General features: G+C 74.8%; 11 protein-coding genes. 5 read left to right on the top strand and 6 right to left on the bottom strand.

Annotation, left to right across the window (positions count from 1 at the left end; all coding sequences use genetic code 11):
- The first annotated feature begins 40 nt into the window (after positions 1-40).
- The gene (locus ABD948_RS12030; RefSeq protein WP_345266043.1) at positions 41-1,525 is read left to right on the top strand and encodes an FAD/NAD(P)-binding protein; all 1,485 of its coding nucleotides are present in this window, start codon (positions 41-43) and stop codon (positions 1,523-1,525) included.
- Here ABD948_RS12030 and ABD948_RS12025 read toward each other — a convergent pair.
- On the bottom strand, positions 1,483-3,207 hold the full coding sequence (locus ABD948_RS12025) for a sensor histidine kinase (RefSeq protein WP_345266041.1): 1,725 nt from the start codon (positions 3,205-3,207) through the stop codon (positions 1,483-1,485). The genes ABD948_RS12030 and ABD948_RS12025 overlap by 43 nt on opposite strands.
- Before the next feature lie 48 nt (positions 3,208-3,255).
- Positions 3,256-5,040, bottom strand: a complete 1,785-nt coding sequence (locus tag ABD948_RS12020) for a sensor histidine kinase (protein ID WP_345266039.1) — start codon at positions 5,038-5,040, stop codon at positions 3,256-3,258.
- 112 nt (positions 5,041-5,152) lie between these two features.
- Between ABD948_RS12020 and purF the strand changes: the two genes are divergently transcribed.
- From purF to ABD948_RS12005, 3 genes are all read left to right on the top strand, one after another.
- On the top strand, positions 5,153-6,703 hold the full coding sequence (purF, locus tag ABD948_RS12015) for an amidophosphoribosyltransferase (RefSeq protein WP_345266037.1): 1,551 nt from the start codon (positions 5,153-5,155) through the stop codon (positions 6,701-6,703).
- A gap of 46 nt (positions 6,704-6,749) precedes the next feature.
- Complete coding sequence (gene purM / locus ABD948_RS12010) at positions 6,750-7,829, top strand: phosphoribosylformylglycinamidine cyclo-ligase (protein ID WP_345266035.1); 1,080 nt, start codon at positions 6,750-6,752, stop codon at positions 7,827-7,829.
- Positions 7,830-7,997: 168 nt separating this feature from the next.
- Complete coding sequence (locus ABD948_RS12005; protein WP_345266799.1) at positions 7,998-8,183, top strand: DUF3073 domain-containing protein; 186 nt, start codon at positions 7,998-8,000, stop codon at positions 8,181-8,183.
- 83 nt (positions 8,184-8,266) lie between these two features.
- Here ABD948_RS12005 and ABD948_RS12000 read toward each other — a convergent pair whose 3' ends face one another.
- Entirely contained in the window at positions 8,267-9,382 is a 1,116-nt protein-coding gene (locus tag ABD948_RS12000) for a Glu/Leu/Phe/Val family dehydrogenase (RefSeq protein WP_345266033.1), read from the bottom strand.
- A gap of 98 nt (positions 9,383-9,480) precedes the next feature.
- The gene (locus ABD948_RS11995; protein WP_345266031.1) at positions 9,481-10,482 is read right to left on the bottom strand and encodes a serine/threonine-protein kinase; all 1,002 of its coding nucleotides are present in this window, start codon (positions 10,480-10,482) and stop codon (positions 9,481-9,483) included.
- A gap of 20 nt (positions 10,483-10,502) precedes the next feature.
- On the opposite strand from ABD948_RS11995, the gene ABD948_RS11990 reads away from it, so the two are divergent.
- Positions 10,503-11,069, top strand: coding sequence for an RNA polymerase sigma factor (locus tag ABD948_RS11990; RefSeq protein ID WP_345266029.1), 567 nt, complete (start codon positions 10,503-10,505; stop codon positions 11,067-11,069).
- A gap of 34 nt (positions 11,070-11,103) precedes the next feature.
- On the opposite strand, the gene ABD948_RS11985 is transcribed toward ABD948_RS11990, so the two are convergent.
- Together ABD948_RS11985 and ABD948_RS11980 are read right to left on the bottom strand one after the other, a co-directional pair.
- On the bottom strand, positions 11,104-14,283 hold the full coding sequence (locus ABD948_RS11985; RefSeq protein ID WP_345266027.1) for an ATP-binding protein: 3,180 nt from the start codon (positions 14,281-14,283) through the stop codon (positions 11,104-11,106).
- Positions 14,284-14,386: 103 nt separating this feature from the next.
- Positions 14,387-15,127 carry a DUF305 domain-containing protein gene (locus ABD948_RS11980; protein WP_345266025.1) on the bottom strand — a complete coding sequence of 247 codons (741 nt, stop codon included), beginning with the start codon at positions 15,125-15,127 and terminating at the stop codon, positions 14,387-14,389.
- Positions 15,128-15,209: the final 82 nt, after the last annotated feature.

Raw genomic sequence — 15,209 nt, 5'->3', positions numbered from 1 at the left:
CTATTCGGCTAAAGACAAGTGATCTTGTAGAGTCACTCCGGTGAGTGACAGCGCACCCGGCCCCGTGACCAGTCCCGCGACCTACCGCGTCAGCGTGGTGGGCGGCGGCGCGAGCGGCGTGCTCACCGCCATCAACCTCCTGGCAGCCGACCGCGAGCACCGGCTGCGCGTGACGGTCCACGAGGCCACCGGCATCCTCGGCCGCGGGATCGCCTACGGCACCTCCGACCCCCGGCACCTGCTCAACGTCCGGGCGCGACACATGAGCGCCTTCCCCGACGTGCCCTCCGACCTGCTCGACTGGGCCTCCCGGACCGGCCGCGACGTGCACCCGCAGGGGTTCCTGCCGCGCCGCGATTACGCCGCCTACCTGCAGGACACCCTCGCCACCGTGGCCGACCACCGGCTCACCGTGCGCGCCGGACGGGTCGAGGACCTCCAGGAGGTGGCCGGCGGCGGCTACGCGGTGCACGCTCCCGGTGGGCCGCAGGAGTCCTGCGAGGCCGACGCCGTCGTGCTGGCGCACGGCAACCAGCGACCCCGCCCGCTCACCGTCGACGGGGACGAGCTCCCGGCCGCCCCCTGGCACGTCGCCGACCCCTGGGACCTCTCCCGCCTGCACCACCTGCGCCCCGACGCCACCGTCGTCGTGGTGGGCTCCGGGCTCACGGCCGTCGACGCCGTCATCACGCTGCTGACCGACCACCCGCGCCGGCGGGTCGTGATGGTCAGCCGCACCGGCCTGCTGCCCCGCACCCACGTGGCGCAGCTCTCCACCGCGTGGGTGAGCCCCGTCCCGACCGGTCGGCTGACCGCCGACGGCCTCGCCGCGCTCGTGCGCGAGCAGGTGGCCGCGGCGGCCGCGCAGGGCGTCGACTGGCGCGCCGTCGTCGACGGGCTGCGCGCGCCCACCCAGGACCTGTGGAGCCGGCTCGACCTCGCCGAGCGCACCCGCTTCCTGGCCACCTACGCCCGCGAGTGGGACGTGCACCGGCACCGGATGGCGCCCGAGGTGGCGCAGGCGCTCGCCGGCTTCGAGGCCGAGGGTCGGCTGCTGCGCGTGACCGGTCGGCTCAGTGCCGTCGCCGACCGGGGCGAGCGGTGCACGGTCCGCGTCCGTACCGACCACGGCACGGGACCGACGACGGCCGAGGGCGAGCCGGTGCTGGCCGACGCCGTGCTGAACTGCACCGGCCCGCTGACCGACGTGACCCGCTCCGACGACCCGCTGCTGCTGGCGCTGCGCGAGCGCGGCCTGGCGGCCCCGGACCCCCTCTTCCTGGGTCTGGCGTGCACCACCGACGGTCGGCTGACCGACCCCGAGGGTCGGGCCCGCCCCGAGCTGCTCGTGGTCGGTCCGGGGCGCAAGGGGGTCCTGTGGGAGTCCACCGCCATCCCCGAGATCCGTGCCCAGGCAGCCGAGGTCGCCCACGCCCTGGTCGCCCGCGCCGGCCGGACGGTCGGGGTCGGCAGGTGCCGCCCCTACGCGCCGGGCGCCACGGGCGCCGGCGCGGCGCGCAGGTAGAGCCGGAACTCGCTGCCCTTCCCGGGCCGGGAGGAGACCTCCACCCGGCCGCCGTGGCGCCGGGCGATCCGCTGGACGATCGCCAACCCCAGGCCGGTGCCCTTGCGCTCGAGCGCGTGGGGGTCCGCGGCCCGGTAGAACTCGGTGAACAGGTGCGGCAGGTACTCCGGCGCGATGCCGATGCCGTCGTCGCGGCACCAGACGACGACCTCCTCGCCGTGGACCGTCGAACCCAGCTCGACCCGCCCGCCCTCGCGCCCGTACTTGACCGCGTTGGCCAGCAGGTTGCTCAGCGCCCGGTCCAGCTCGGCGGCGTCGCCGCGCACCCACACGTCGTCGGCCAGCGCCGTGCGGATCTCGACACCGGCCAGCTGGGCGGTGGCGCGCTGCAGCTCGACCGCCTCCTGCCCCAGCCGCCCCAGGTCGACGGCGGCGACCGGCGGTGGTGCGGCGGGGTCGCCGACCCGGGAGAGCAGCGTGAGGTCGTTGATGACGCGCTGCAGGCGTGCGGTGCCCCGACCCATCGGGGCCAGGGCGCGGCGCAGGTCGTCGCTGCCGGCACCGGTGGTGCTCAGCAGCTCGAGGTGGCCGACGATCGCGGCCAGGGGGCCGCGCAGCTCGTGGGAGACCGTGGCGATCAGGCTGCTCTTCTCGGCCTCGACGGCGCGCATCTCCGCCGTCAGCCGCTGCTCGCGCGCGAACGAGCTGGCGTTGCGCATGGCGCGCCCGAGGTCGCGCCCGATCTCGAGCGCCATCTCGCTCTCGTTGGGGCTCCAGGTGCGGTCCGGCGAGACGTCGCCCAGCGTGAGCTGACCCGTGCACCGGTCGCGGAAGCCCACCGGCACCAGCAGGGCGCTGCCGATCCCGGCGGCGTCGGTGAAGTGCCGCAGCGCCGCGACCTCCTCGGCGCTCACCGCGGCCCCCTGGACGTCGTCGGGCCGGACCGCCAGCACCCGTTGTGTCGCCCAGAGCCGGGCGCACAGCTCGCGCACGATCCGCACCTCCCGCGCCGAGGCGGGGATGGGGTCGGTGCCCTGCCCGCGGACCCCCGGTCCGTCGGCGTACTCGCGCACCAGCACGGTGGCGACCCGGAAGCCCTCCCGCAGGGCGGTGACGACGGCGGGCACCGAGGCGGTGAGGTCCATCCGGGCGGTCACCCGACGCACCACCTCGCGCGCAGCCTCGGCCAGGCGCACCTGCTCGTCGAGCTGCTGCTGCTCCAGGGAGCCGCGCAGCTCGCGCTCGGCGTGCGCGGCGTAGGCGGTCACCAGCGCGTGGACGGCGACCGCCGTCAGCGGCGTCCCCGGGTCGCCGCTGGCCACGAACAGGCGCGCGCGGACGCCGCCGCTGCGGTCGCGCAGCGGGAGCACGCACAGGTCCGGGGTCAAGCGGGCGGCCGACCCGCCGCCCTCGGCGGTGGTCGGGGCGAGGCGGGCCAGCACCTCCTCCAGCGACGGCGGGCGCGGCGACGCGGGCCCGTCCAGCTCGTCGCACTCCGAGGTGGCGTGGGCCAGCAGCGCGGGCTCGAGCCCGGTGCTGACGACGCCGGCCCGGGCGCGGGGCAGTGCGACCACGAGGCCGTCGACGATCAGGGCCAGCCCCTCCAGCAGCAGGTGGCGCGAGCGCTCCTCGAGCTCGAGGAGCACGTCCTCGGGCGCGGCGGCAGGGAGCACGCCCTCCACGTCACCGCCTCCTCTCGCCGGGCTCGACCGGGTCATGCTACGGCGCTGTCAGGCCGCCGGGAGCCGGACGACGACGGTGGTCCCCCACCCGGGGCGCGAGGAGATCTCGACGGCGCCACCCCACCGCTCGGCCACGCGCTGGACGATCGTGAGGCCGAGCCCGGTGCCCACGGCGGCGCGCACCCGGGGGTGCGGGCTGCGCCAGAACTCGGTGAAGACCTCGGGCAGCTCGTGCTGCTCGATGCCGATCCCGCGGTCGGCCACGGTGAGCTCGACGTGGCTGCCGGGGTGCTCCACGGTGACGCTCACCTTGCCGCCGGGGCGGCTGTAGCCGATGGCGTTGTCCAGCAGCTGCGCCACCACCTGGCGCAGGTCGCGCGTCGTGCCGGGCACGTCCGTGGACCCCGAGCGGGCATCCACGTGCAGCGCGACGCCGTGGTTCTCGGCGCGGGTCGCCACCTCGTCGAGCACCTCGGCCACCACGCCGACGAGGTCGACCGGCCCGGCCTGCTCGCCCCGGCCCACGGGGTCGGCCAGTCGCGCCAGGGTGAGCAGGTCGTCCACCACCCGGCCGAGCCGACGGGTGCCCCGGTCCATGGCCTCGAGGGAGGAGCGGGTGGGGTCGGGCAGCGGGTCGTCGGTCTGGTCGAGCATCTCCAGGTGGCTGGCGATCGCCATCAGCGGTGTCTTGATCTCGTGCGAGACGGTGGCGATGAGCCGGCTCTTGTAGGTGTCGAGCTCGCGCAGCTCCTGGGCCAGCCGCCGCTCCCGCTCGAAGGCGCGGGCGTCGAGGATCGCCGAGCCGAGGTCCCGGCCGATGTCGAGGGCGCCCGCGGACTCCACCGCCGACCACGGTCGACCGCCGGGCTTGCGGGTGAGCGCGAGCATGCCGAAGTACGCCTCGCCGGCACCGAGCGGCGCCACGAGCATCGTCGCCTGCCCGCGCTCGCTCATCTGCTCGACGACGGTCGCGAGGTCCTCCGGCCCCAGGAGCGGGGTCGAGGTGGGGGCCTCGGCGCCGATGACGGCGACGGACTGCTCCTCCCACAGCCGGCGCGAGAGCTGGTCGACGGCGCGGACGGCGGGATGGTCGGTGGCGAGCAGGTGTCCCGGCAGTCCGGCCCGGACGTTGAACGTCGAGCCGGTCCCGTCGTCGACGAGCATCCACAGGGCGTGGGCGCGGTAGCCCTCGAGCAGCGCCCCGCGGACCTCGCGCAGCACCTGCGCCGCGCTCGCGTCGCCCGCCGAGACGCGCACCAGGGCGCGTGCGGTCTCGGCCAGGCGGATCTGCTCGGCGATCTCCGCCCGGTCCAGGGCCAGCTGCACGGCCCGCTCGGCCTGCGCGGCGTAGCGCTCCAGCAGGCGGCGCTGGTCGGCGCCGGGGCGCCGCCCGCTGATCGGCAGGTCGATCGACATGACGCCGATCCACCCGCCGTCCGCGTCCAGGAGCGGCGCGGCGAGCAGGTCGAGCGGGCGCCAGGCGTCCTCGCCGCCCAGGGGCACGAGGTCCGGCACCCACATCGCGTCGGTGGCGCGGGCGTCGTAGCGCTCCTCGGGCAGGAAGCGGAAGCGCCCCCAGACCTGGGCCCTGTCGAGCTCGCGACGCAGCCGCTCGACCGGGTAGGCCGACCCCAGCAGCTGCTCGCGGGCGGCCGGGTCGCCCGCCACCGAGACCGCCACCAGCAGGTCGTCGAGCACGATGGAGATGCAGGCGACCCGGAAGTCGACCAGCTCCAGCGCGGAGGCGGCGATCAGGTCGAGGGTCTCGCGGGAGGCGGCGTCGGACCACGACGTCATGTCGACGTAGCGCGCGCTCGCCTCGGTGCTGCTCATCTCTCCCCATGCCGACCCCGGCGCGCGTCGCCGGGTGACGGTGCCGTGGGGGGTAGGCACCACTGTATGGCCGGAAGCGGGGTCCGGCGCCCGGTTCTCCTACACTCGGTCCGTGCCCTACGAGAGCAGTCGTGCCCGGCGGACCGGGGGCGACGGTCGCCTCACGGCCGCGCTCGACCCCCACGACGCCGGCCCGCAGGACGCCTGCGGCGTCTTCGGCGTCTGGGCGCCGGGCGAGGACGTCGCCAACCTGACCTACTTCGGGCTCTACGCGCTGCAGCACCGCGGCCAGGAGTCCGCCGGCATCGCGGTCAGCAACGGCCGCCAGATCCTGGTCTACAAGGACATGGGCCTGGTCTCGCAGGTCTTCGACGAGACCACGCTGGCCTCGCTGCGCGGGCACGTGGCCATCGGCCACTCCCGCTACTCCACCACCGGTGCCAGCACCTGGCAGAACGCGCAGCCCACGTTCCGCCCGACCGCTGTCGGCTCGATCGCGCTCGGCCACAACGGCAACCTGATCAACACCCACGAGCTGGCGCAGATGGTCGCCGACCTGCCCTCCGACGAGGGCGAGCTCGACATCCACAGCCACCAGCTGGAGGGCTCCACCAACGACACCGGCCTCGTGACGGCGCTCCTGGCCCACCACCCCGACACCACGCTCGAGCAGCGCGCGCTCGAGGTGCTGCCGCAGCTGCGCGGGGCGTTCTGCTTCGTGTGGATGGACGAGGACGCCCTCTACGCCGCCCGCGACCCCCAGGGCATCCGGCCGCTGGTGCTCGGGCGCCTGGACCGCGGCTGGGTGGTGGCCTCCGAGGACGCCGCCCTGGCCACCATCGGCGCCAGCGTGGTGCGCGAGGTCGAGCCCGGCGAGATGATCGTCATCGACCACGAGGGCCTGCGCACCCACCGCTTCGCCGAGCCCGACCGCAAGGGCTGCGTCTTCGAGTACGTCTACCTGGCCCGGCCCGACGCGCGCATCAGCGGCCGCAGCGTGCACGAGGCGCGGGTCGAGATGGGCCGCGAGCTGGCCCGCCAGTTCCCGGTCGAGGCCGACCTGGTGATGCCGGTGCCCGAGTCGGGCACGCCCGCGGCGGCGGGGTACGCCGAGCAGAGCGGCATCCCCTTCGGCCAGGGCTTCGTGAAGAACGCCTACGTGGGCCGCACCTTCATCCAGCCCAGCCAGACCCTGCGCCAGCTCGGCATCCGGCTCAAGCTCAACGCGCTCGAGCACATGATCCGCGGGCGGCGCATCGTGGTCGTCGACGACTCGATCGTGCGCGGCAACACCCAGCGGGCGCAGGTGCGGATGCTGCGCGAGGCCGGTGCGCTCGAGGTGCACGTGCGGATCTCCTCGCCGCCGGTCAAGTGGCCCTGCTTCTACGGCATCGACTTCGCCACCCGCGCCGAGCTGATCGCCAACGGCCTCGACGTCGACGAGATCGCCGCCTCCGTGGGCGCCGACAGCCTCGGCTACATCTCCCTGGAGGGGATGGTGCAGTCCACCGGCCAGGCATCCGAGACGCTGTGCCAGGCCTGCTTCACCGGCGAGTACCCCGTGGCGCTGCCCGACGAGAGCCAGCTGGGCAAGCACCTGCTGGAGACCAGCCTCGCCTCGCCCACCCTGGGCAAGGCGCTGCCGGTGCTCAACAACCCCTGACCCGACACCGACCCGGGCCTGACCCGAGCCCCGCAGGAGCCACACCGTGAGCGACCCCGTCACCCCCTCCGCCTACGCCGAGGCCGGCGTCGACATCGAGGCCGCCGACACCGCCGTCGAGCTGATGAAGGGCTGGGTCGCGAAGGCCAGCCGCCCCGAGGTGATCGGTGGTCTGGGCGGGTTCGCCGGCCTCTTCGACGCCTCGGCGCTGACCCGCTACACGCGGCCGCTGCTGGCCACCTCCACCGACGGCGTGGGCACCAAGGTGGCGATCGCGCAGATGATGGACGTCCACGACACCATCGGCCACGACCTCGTCGGCATGGTCGTCGACGACCTCGTGGTCTGCGGCGCCGAGCCGCTGTTCATGACCGACTACATCGCCACCGGCCGGGTGGTGCCCGAGCGGATCGCCGCGATCGTCAAGGGCATCGCCGAGGCGTGCGTGCTGGCCGGTTGCGCGCTGGTGGGTGGCGAGACCGCCGAGCACCCCGGCCTCCTCGACCCCGAGGAGTACGACGTCGCCGGCGCGGCCACCGGCGTCGTCGAGGCCGACCGGCTGCTGGGCCCGGGGCGGGTGCGCCCCGGCGACGCCGTCGTGGCCATCGGCTCCAGCGGCCTGCACTCCAACGGCTACTCGCTGGTGCGGCACGTGTTCTTCACGCAGGCCGGCTGGGAGCTGGACCGCGAGGTGCCCGAGCTGGGCCGCACCCTCGGCGAGGAGCTGCTGACCCCGACCCGCATCTACGCCCGCACCTGCCTCGACCTCGCCGAGCAGGTGGAGGTGCACGCGATGTCGCACGTGACGGGCGGCGGCCTGGCCGCGAACCTGGCCCGGGTGATGCCCGTGGAGCTGGGGGTGGCCCTGGAGCGCGGCACCTGGACCCCCGGCCCGGTCTTCGACCTGGTGCGCCAGGTGGGCGCCGTCGGCCAGGAGGACCTCGAGGCGACGCTCAACTGCGGCGTCGGCATGGTGGCCGTCGTGGCGCTGGACGCCGCCGGCCCGGCGCTGGAGGTGCTGGCCGGCCACGGCCTGGAGGCCTGGGTGATGGGCGAGGTGGCCGTCGACCCCGAGCAGGCGGGCACCGTGCGGATGGTGGGCCAGCACCCGGGCTGGCGGGCGTGAGGCCCGTCCCGCGGGCCTGCGGCACGTGATTTCGCCGACGGCGTAGCCCATTTACGGCGGCGGGTGTGCGGGAACCTGGGGCGAGCGGGTACCGTGAGCATCACGACGAAACTCAGGTGTCCCGGAGGCCTTGGTGCCCCGGCAGAGCGTGCGAGGGGGCTGGACCCTATGGGCCGCGGCCGAGCAAAGGCCAAGCAGACGAAGGTCGCGCGCGACCTGAAGTACCGGACTCACGAGACGGACTTCGCCGCGCTTGCCAGTGAGCTGCATGGTGACGACAGCAAGAACGACACCGAGCGACTCCCCGAGGAGGAGCTCGAGAAGTGGTCGGACTACGACCCGCGTCGCGACTGACGTCGTCGACGCCCTGAGTCACCAGCACGACGCCGCCTGAGCGGGCGGTCCCGGCGTGCGCCGGGACCGCCCGCTCGGCACGGTCAGTGCGTGGTGGGCAACCAGATGCCGCGCAGGCGGCCGACCTCGCGCATGCGCTGCTCGGCCAGGCGGTCGGCGGCCACGCCCGGCGGGACGCCGTCCTCGGCGGCCCGGGCGAAGATGGCACTCGTCGTCGCGCCGATGCCGGTGGCGCGCTGCTGGGCGCGCTCGAAGCTGAAGCCGGAGGGGTCGAGCTCGTCGGCCACCTGGATCAGGCCGCCGGCGTTCACGCAGTAGTCGGGCGCGTACAGCACGCCGCGGTCGGCGAGGGTCTTCTCGACGCCGGGGTGGGCGAGCTGGTTGTTGGCCGCTCCGCACACGATGCGCGCGCCGAGGGTGGCCGCCACCGTGTCGGTGAGGGCACCGCCGAGCGCGCAGGGGGCGTAGACGTCGAGCGGCAGCGCCAGCAGCGCCTCGGTGCTCTCGGCCACCTGCACCTGCGGGTGCTCCTCGCGCAGCGCGGCGACCGCGGGACCGTGGGGGTCGGTGACGATGACGGTCGCGCCCTCCGCGAGCAGGTGGCCCACCAGGTGGCGACCCACCTTGCCGACGCCGGCGACACCCACGGTGCGCCCGACCAGCGCGGGGTCGCCCCAGGCGACCTCGGCGGCGGCGCGCATGCCCTGGTAGACGCCGTAGGCGGTGAGCACCGAGCTGTCTCCCGCCCCGCCGTGCGCGGTGGTGCGGCCGGTCACGTAGTCGCACTCCCGGGCCACGTGGTCCATGTCCTCGGAGTAGGTGCCCACGTCGCAGGCGGTGCGGTAGCGGCCACCGAGCGACTGGACGAAGCGGCCGTAGGCGCGCAGCAGGGCCTCGGACTTCAGCCGGGTCGGGTCGCCGATGATCACCGCCTTGCCACCACCGAGGTCCAACCCGGCCAGGGCCGCCTTGTAGGACATCCCGCGGGAGAGGTCGAGCACGTCGCGCACGGCGTCGTCGGTGCTCGCGTAGGGGTAGAACCGGGTGCCGCCCAGGGCGGGGCCCAGCGCGGTGGAGTGGATGGCCACCACGGCGCGCAGCCCGGTGGCCGCGTCGTGGGCGAGGACCACCTGCTCGTGCTCGGAGGCGAGCTCGAAGAGGTCCTCGGGGTGGTGGCGGGGGCTGCTGGTCTCGGGCACGGGTCTCGTCCGTTCTGCTCGGGGCCACGGGGTGGGTGGCCGGGGTGGGCCGCAGGGGTGGCGCGACCGTGCGACCAGGGTAGGCCCAGACGTGCCGGTCAGGTGAGCAGCGAGGTGGCGGCGTAAGCGGCGCCGAAGCACGCCACCGCGACGAGCAGGCTGATCAGCACCAGCGGCCATCGGACGGACCGGCCGGCGTGGCCGGCGTCCCCGCCCAGGGTGGTGCCCTCCAGCGGGGGCGCCGCGGCGCCCTGCCACACCGTCGTCACGCGGTGCGGGGCGGCCTCGACCGCAGGGACGGCGGCGCGCAGCGCGAGCACGAACGCGTCGACGTCGGGCCACCGGTGGCCGGGCTCGGGCGCCAGTGCGCGCGCGAGCACGGCACCGACGCCGGGCGGCAGCTCGGCCAGCTCGTCGGCCGGGCGCGGTGGCAGCGCTCGCGCCACCTCGGCCACCGAGCCCCGGCGCGCCGGGTGCCCGGTGAGCAGGTGGTAGGCCACGGCGCCGAGGGCGTGCACGTCGGCGCGCACGTCGATCGGCTCGCCGGTGGCCTGCTCGGGAGCCATGTACGCGGGCGTGCCGACCACCTGGGTGAGCCCCGAGGCGTGCAGCAGCGCCTTGGCGACGCCGAGGTCGGCCACCAGCAACCGCTCGCCGCCGTCGGTGCCGCTGGTGCGCAGCAGCAGGTTGTGAGGGGTGATGTCGCGGTGCACGACGCCCAGCCCGTGCAGCACCCGCAGGCCGTCGGCGGCCTGCTCCACCAGGTCCAGCACGCGGCCGGGGTCGACCGGTCGGCCGGCCTCCACCAGCGGGCCCAGGGAGCCGCGGTCGGCGTAGGACATCACGAAGTAGGGGGTGCCGTCGGCCTCGCCGACGTCGTAGACCCGCACGATGTGGTCGGAGTCGGCGCGCCGCAGGATGCGCGCCTCCTCGACGAAGCGCTCCCGCACGTCGAGCCGCTGCGCCCAGTTGTCGGCCAGCGCCTTGACGGCGACGTCGGAGCGCAGCTCGGCGTCGTGGTAGAGCCAGACGGAGGCGAACCCGCCGACCCCGAGCCGCTCGACCCGCCGGAGCCGACCGAGACGTTCGGGCAGCGACACGCTGGGTATCGTGCCAGACGATGACCGACGCCCCGGGCGAGATCACCCCCGACGACCTCGACGCGCTGGCGCTGCGCGCCGCCGCGGGCGACCGCGATGCCCTCGAGGCCGTGCTCGCACACGTGCAGCCGCGGGTGCGCCGGATCTGTGGGCGGATGCTGCTGCACCCCGAGGACGCCGAGGAGGCCGCGCAGGAGGCGCTGCTGCTGGTGGCGACCCGGATCGGCTCCTTCGCCGGACGCAGCCGGTTCACCACCTGGCTGCACGCCGTGGCCTCCAACAGCGCCCGCACCACCTACCGGTCGCTCAAGCGACGCAGCGCCGAGCACCCCACCGACGAGCTGCCGGTGCGGGCCGACCCGCGCACCACCAGCGTGATCGCGGGCAGCCGGCTGGACCTGCTCGAGGCCCTCGAGGTGGTGGGTGCCGACCACCCCGAGCTGGTGGAGCCGCTGGTCCTGCGCGACGTGCAGCAGCTGGACTACAACGAGATCGCCACGCTGCTCGAGGTGCCGCTCGGGACGGTCAAGTCGCGCATCCACGCCGCCCGCAACGCCGTCCGGCCGTTGCTGCGCGTCGCCGACTGAGCTGGTGCCCGGCCGATCCAGCTGGGCCAGCCGGTCAGCCCGGGTGCTGCCGCAGCGCCTCGACGGCGGCACGCATCTGCTCGCCCAGGCGTGAGCGGGCCGCGCGCGCCGACTCCGTGCGGCCGTGCCGGGCGTGGTCCTCGACCTCGGCGGCCACCTCGGCCAGCCGTTCCAGCCCCAGGTTGCCCGCCGCGCCCTTGAGGCTGTGGGCGAGGCGGACGACGGTGTCGGTCTCACCCCGCTCGAGCGCCTCCAGCAGCTCGCGCCGCACGTCGTCGGCGCGCGCCAGGAAGGAGGCGCGGGTGCGCACGAAGAAGCTCACGCCGTCCTTGACCAGCTCGCTCAGCGCCTCGACCCGGGTCAGGTCGAGCACCGGGGGCAGGTCGGGATCCGGGAGCGGCTCCTCACGAGGCCCGGTCGCGGTGGGGCGCTCCTGCAGCCCGGGGATCCAGCGCGCCAGGGCCCGGGCCAGGGCGTCGGGGTCGACGGGCTTGGTGAGGAAGTCGTCCATGCCGGCCTCGAGGCACCGCTGGCGCTCGCTCGCCACCGCCGAGGCCGTGAGCGCGATGATCGGCACCCGCTGCGACTCCTGGGCGGCCCGGATGGCGCGGGTCGCCCCGTAGCCGTCCAGGCGCGGCATCCGGCAGTCCATCAGCACCGCGTGCAGCGGCGGGGCGCCCGGGCGGGTGACGCGGTCGACCGCCTCGACGCCGTCGGCGGCGACCTCCACCTCGAGTCCGAGGCGCTCCAGGAAACCCCGTGCGACCAGCTGGTTGACGGCGTCGTCCTCGACGACGAGGACGCGCGCCAGCGGTGCCTCGGGAGTCGTGGTGACCGCTGGCTCCGGGGCCTGCTCCGACGTGGAGCCGCCCCGCACCACGGTCCGCACCGCCTCGAGCAGCTCGCGGTCCCCCACGGGGGTCGCCAGGCCGGCACGCGCCCCGAGCGACTCGGCGACGCCCTCGGGGACGCCCGGCAGCCCGGCGAGGAGCAGCAGCGGCGAGCGCGAGGGCAGTCCGCCCCGGGCGTCGTCCGAGAGCGACGCTCCGGAACCGCCGGGCACGCCGAGGTCGAGCACCACCAGGTCGGGGTCGGGACCGTCGTCCACCCGGTGCTCGACGACGTGGGCCCCCCATCCGCGGAGCCGCTCCGTCAGGGCGTCGCGGGTGGCCGCCCGCTCGCCGAGCACGAGCACCTCGGTGCCGGCGAGCTCCCGGTGCGAAGGGGTGGCGGACGGTCGCGCGGAGCCGGTGCGCAGGGGCAGGACGCACGCGAAGGTGCTCCCCGTGCCCGGGGTGCTGTCGATCTCCAGCCGCCCGCCCATCGCCCGCACGATCCGGTCGACGATCGTCAGGCCGAGTCCCGAGCCGCTGTGGCGCCGGGTGGTCGAGCCGTCGCCCTGGGTGAAGGGCTGCAGCAACCGCTCGCGGTCCGCGGGGTCGAGGCCGATGCCGGTGTCGCTGACCGCCAGGCGCAGCTCCCCGTCGATGGTCGGGAGGACCCGGAGCGTGACGTGTCCGTCGTCGGTGAACTTGACCGCGTTGGATCCCAGGTTGAGCAGCACCTGCTCGAGGCGCAGCGGGTCGCCCCGCACCGTCGTCGGCACGGAGCCGTCGCACCACGCCGCGAGGTCGAGCCCGCGCTCGGCCGCGGGGCCGGCCAGCATCCCGGCGACCCTGTCCAGCAGCGCACGCGGGTCGAGCTCGTCGTCGGCCAGGTCGAGGTGTCCCGACTCGATGGCCGAGAAGTCCAGGAGGTCGGAGATCAGCGCGACCAGGGTGTCGCCGGTGCTGCGCAACCGGGTGAGGAGCCGGCGCTGGTGGTCGTCGAGGTGGGTGTCCAGCAGCAGGTCGGCCAGGCCGATGACGCCGTTCATCGGGGTGCGCAGCTCGTGGCTCACCGCGGCCAGGAAGGCCGACTTGTGGTCGGAGGCGGCCAGGGCCTCGTCACGGGCCTCCTCCAGCTGTGCCGCGACGTGCTCGCGCGCCGCCACGTGCCCGAGGATCGAGGCGGCATGGCTGGCCAGGTCCAGGTAGTCGCAGGGATCCGGGGTGGTGGCCGACATCTCGACCACGCGCACCACCTCCTCCTCGCGCAGCACCGGGACGGCGACGATGCTGAACCCGGGCAGGTCCTCGCGCGGTCGGAAGACGGGGCGTGCACCGGTGAACGCCTCGGACGCGAGGTCGGGCGCCAGCGGCTCCGCGGACGTCGGGGTCAGGGGGTGCCAGGTGGCGGGAGCGGTGCTCTCGGGGTCTCGACGGTGGTAGCCCAGGGCGCGCCATCCCGAGTGCGCGGTCACGGACTCCAGCGCGCGCACCAGGAGCGGGTCGAGGCGCTGCGCCCGGTTGGCGGCCTCGGCGACCTCCTGCAGCATCAGGAGGTCCTCGCGCGCCCGCTCGGCGCGCTGGTGGCTCTCGGTCAGCTCGGTGACGTCCTCGACGGTGCCGGTGAGGCGCACGACGTCGTCCCGCGACGACTGGTGGGTCAGCCAGCGCATCCGCACCCACCGGACGGTGCCGTCAGGACGCACCACGCGTCCGGTCCACGGCTCCCCGGAGTGCCCGACGTAGGAGCGGGCCAGCAGCCGGCGCAGGGAGGGCTGGTCCTCGGGATGGATCGAGCCCAGCACCTGGTCGGCGGCACCGGGCCCGAGGGAGGGGTTGCGGCCCAGGATCCGGTAGAGCTCGTCGGACCACCAGAACTCGCCGGTGTCGGTGCGCATCTCCCAGGTGCCCACGTGTGCCACCGCCTGCGCGGAGGCCAGCTGCTGCTCGCGGCGTCGCAGCTTGTCGATCAGGCGTCGGTGGTCGGAGAACTCGGTGAACGAGTGACCCCACCCCAGCAGCTCGTCGTCGTCGTCACGCAGCGGGCGCCACGAGGTCAGCGTCCACACGGGTGTGCCGTCCGGACGGTGCAGCAGCACCTCCACGGAGTCCTCCCCGGGATGGCCGGTGCGCATGAGCTCGAGGTAGAAGTCGAACTGCCGCGCTCCCTCCTCGTCGAGCAGCGCGGTGATGCTCAGCCCCACCAGCTCCTCGGGCGTGCGCCCGACGATCCGGGCGGCCTCGGTGTTGGCGTAGGTGATGCGGCCGTCGATGTCGACGAGCCAGGCCGCCTCCAGCCCGCGCTCGACGCTGTAGCGGTGCAGCTGCGTGAGGGCGGAGGGATCCGGCGGCGAGGTGCCGTAACCACCGAGGCGTTGCTCGGCCATGCCCGCCTCCCGCTCCCACTCACGCGTGCTGCTGAGCCCCCGCGGTCATCCTGCCTCACCACGGACCGACGCGCGGGCGCCGTGGGGAGCCGGTCGGGTCGGTCTAGCCCAGCAGCTCGCGCATGCGGTCGATCTCCGCGGTCTGCCCCAGCGTGATGTCGGCCGCCAGCTCGGCGACCCGCACGTCGACGCCGTCGACGGCCACGGCGCCCGCCATCGTCAGCGCTCCCTCGTGGTGCTGGATCATCCGCTGCAGGAACATCCGGTCGAAGGCACGGCCGCGGGCCTTCGCCAGCGCGTCGAGCTGCGGCGTGGTGAGCATGCCCGGCATGCCGGACATGTCCATCCCGTCCATGCCGTCCATGCCCTCCATCCCCTCCATCCCCTCCATGCCCTCCATCTCGTCCATGTCGTGACCCTCGTGGTCGCCGTGCGCCTGCGCCCCGGCCTCCTCGAGCAGCGAGGACATCAGCACGATCTCGGGCCCCTGCGCGGCGCGGATGCGGTCGGCGAGCGCACGCACCGGGCGACTGGTGGCGTAGCGGTCGGCGAGCTCGGCCATCTCCACCGCCTGCGCGTGGTGGGGCACCATCATCGCCAGGAACTCCAGGTCGGCGTCGTTGGGCGCCGGCGGCTCGGCTACCTCGACCTCGCCGGGCGCCGCGGTGCTGGCGTCGTCGCCGGGGGCACCGGGCACCAGCACGGTGACGTCGTCCTCCGTGCCTGCTGACGGCGCCTGCGACGTCGCCTCGGGAGACGGCCGGTCCGCGGCATCACCTCCCCCGCCGGCGTCGGAGCAGCCCGCGAGCGCCAGCCCGAAGGTCACGAACAGGATGAGAATCAAGGCCCGAGTCTTGTGCAGCATGGTGCGTTCACGGTACGACAGACCCTCGAAGTAGTGCACCGCCTGTTCTCGGAAGGACCGT

It is taken from the genome of Nocardioides nanhaiensis, assembly GCF_039542785.1.
In the GTDB taxonomy this organism is placed as follows: domain Bacteria; phylum Actinomycetota; class Actinomycetes; order Propionibacteriales; family Nocardioidaceae; genus Nocardioides; species Nocardioides nanhaiensis.
The sequence above is the reverse complement of the archived record's forward strand: the minus strand, read 5'-3'. Positions and strand labels throughout refer to the sequence as shown.